Below are 2,518 nucleotides of genomic sequence, written 5' to 3'. Positions count from 1 at the left end.
GGGAAGGATGCGCTGGCGAACCTTGAGCGCATCGCGCGCACCGCCCAGCGTGTCGCGGGCCTCGATTTCCCACAGGATCGCCTCGGCGCGGGTCTGCGCGAGTTGCGCGGGTGCGGTCACGGGCCAGGCCAGTTCACGCGCTTCGCCGGGCGGAATATCGATCGTCTGCGGCTCGAGCGTGAGCAGCGTGGCACGCGGCGTCGCCTCGACCTTCATCGGTTGCTGCGTCGTGTTGCGCAGCGTGATCTGGGCCCGGAACTGGTCGTCCTCGCGCACCAGCGGCGGCAGGCCGCTGATGATCTGCAGGTCCTGCGTCGCCCGGATCGAGGCCTGGCCGGTGCCGAACAGGCCGGTGCCGGCATCGGCCACCGCGACGATCCGGAAGGTGGTCAGCGCGTCGTTGAGCGGCACGCTCAGCGTGGCCTGGCCGTTGGCGTCGAGCACCACTGCGGGCTTCCACAGCAGCAGGGTGTCGAGCAGCTCGCGCGTGGGGCTCTTGCCGCCGCCGCCGCCCGCGGGCACTGCCTTGCGGCCGTAGTGCCGGCGGCCGACGATCTCCATCTGCGCGGTCGAGGTGGCGACGCCCCAGCTGCGCCGCTGCAGCATGGCTTCGAGCAGGTTCCAGCTGTCGTTGGGCAGCAGCTCGAGCAGCGCTTCGTCGACCGCGGCGACGGCGACCTCGGCCCCGGCCGCGGGTTTGCCGTCGGGCAGCCGGCCGGTGATGGTGACCTGCGCCTGGCTGCGCACGGGGTAGGCGGGCTTGTCGCTCGCGACCTTGACCTCGATGCGATGGGACTGCGTGCCGACCCGGATCTCGGCCAGGCCGAGCCGGTAGGCCGGCTTGCTGAGGTCGACCAGCGCGGTCGGCGCCACGTACTCCTTGCCCTCGTACCAGAAGGCGGTCCACCATTCGCGCGGCGCCTTGAAGCCCCAGGTGAAGAAGCTGTACCACGGCACCTCGCGCAGCCGGCCGCGCAGGGCCAGCACGCTCACGTAGGCGTTCGGCCCCCACTCGGGCTTGACCTGAAGGCTCACGGTCGGGTCCTGCCCGTTGAGCTGCACCACGTGGGTCTCGATCACGCCCTCGCGTTCTACCGACACCAGGGCGGTGGCGAAGCGGAACGGACTGCGGACCTGGAACCTGGCGACCTCGCCGGGCTGGTAGCTCTTCTTCTCGGGCAGCACGTCGATGCGGTCGTGGTCCTCGCCGCCGAACCAGAGCTCGCCCTGCCGCGTCACGTAGACCGAACTCGCCGCGCGGCTGTCGCGACCGTCCTTGTCGGTGGCGCTGGCGATCAGCTCGACCTGGCCCGGCTCCTTGAGTTCGATCTCGCACAGCAGCAGGCCGCGGTTGTCGCTCTTGCCGCTGCAGACGGTCCCGATCTCCTTCACCTCGGTCTTGTTGTCGTAGGTGTAGAAGCCGCCCACCATGCGCTTGCGGCTGGTGGTGGTGATGCGGGCGACGGCGCGCACGTTGAGCGTCACGCCTTCCTGCGGCTTGCCCGCGAGGTCGAGCGCCAGCGCCTGGAACCTGAGCTTCTGGCTGGCCGACACCCAGCCCTCGGTCTTGATGCCGGCGACCACCGCGGCCGGCCACAGCGTGTGGGTGCTGCGCAAGGTCTGGACTTCACCGTTGGGGTCGGCGTAGCTGGCTTCGAGCAGCAGCTCGCGCGGCGTCGCCCTGGCGACCGGGATCTTGTCGATCGTGAGCTTGCCGGTGCCTTCCCGGTTGAGCGTGAGCGGGAGCTTGTCGGCGATCACGCGCGCGTCTTCCTCGTTCGCCGAGTCGCTGTCGCCGTCCTTGCTGGGGGCGGCAAAGCTGAAGGCATCGAAGTCGGCGAAGGAGGGCTGCTTGCCGCGCACCAGCGCCGACACGCGCACCGGCAGCGCCGCGGCGCCGCCGCCGGCGACGTAGTTGATCTGGACCTCGACCGGCAGCGAGCCGACCGCGACCAGCGGCTTGCCGTCGGCCGGCGCGATCCGGCCCGCGAGCACCGGCAGGCGGAACTCTTCGACGCGGAACTGCCCGGTGGCGTAGCTGCCCGGGCCGCCTTCCCCGGCGCTCGCGCTGCCCTCCTTGCCGCTTCTCAGCTCGACCTGGTAGACGCCGAGCTTGGCCGCGGGCGGGATCGCGAAACTGCTCTCGCCGCTGAGCCCGCCGGTGGCGGTCTTGCGCCATTTCAGCGGCTGCTCGAACTGCTGGCCGCTGCCCACATGGGTGACGACCAGCGTGTCGGGCCGCACCTCGGGCAGGCCGAAGCCCTTCTGCGTCTGCGTGCGCAGCAGGTGCTTCATCGACACGGTCTCTCCGGCGCGCAGCAGCGTGCGATCGAACACGGTGTGGGCGATGCGGTCGGGCTGGGCTTCGAGGCTGGTGGGCACGTTGAAGCGCCAGGGCTCGATGCCGCGCTGCCAGTCGCTCCAGGTGAAGGCGAGATCCTCGACGCCCTGCGTGTCCTTCGCGCGGGCGCTGACGAAGTAGGCCCCCGTGCTGTAGTCGTCCTCGGTGGCGCAGGAC

General features: G+C 70.7%; 1 protein-coding gene. It reads right to left on the bottom strand.

Annotation, left to right across the window (positions count from 1 at the left end; translation table 11 throughout):
* Positions 1 to 2,518 (bottom strand): MG2 domain-containing protein (locus AC1D2K_RS33345; protein ID WP_478094543.1); only part of this gene is annotated, 2,518 nt, incomplete at both ends.

The sequence above is a fragment of the Variovorax sp. P1_H12_2 genome (assembly GCF_056405335.1).
Note: the sequence above shows the minus strand (reverse complement) of the source record. Positions and strands in the feature narration are given on the sequence as shown.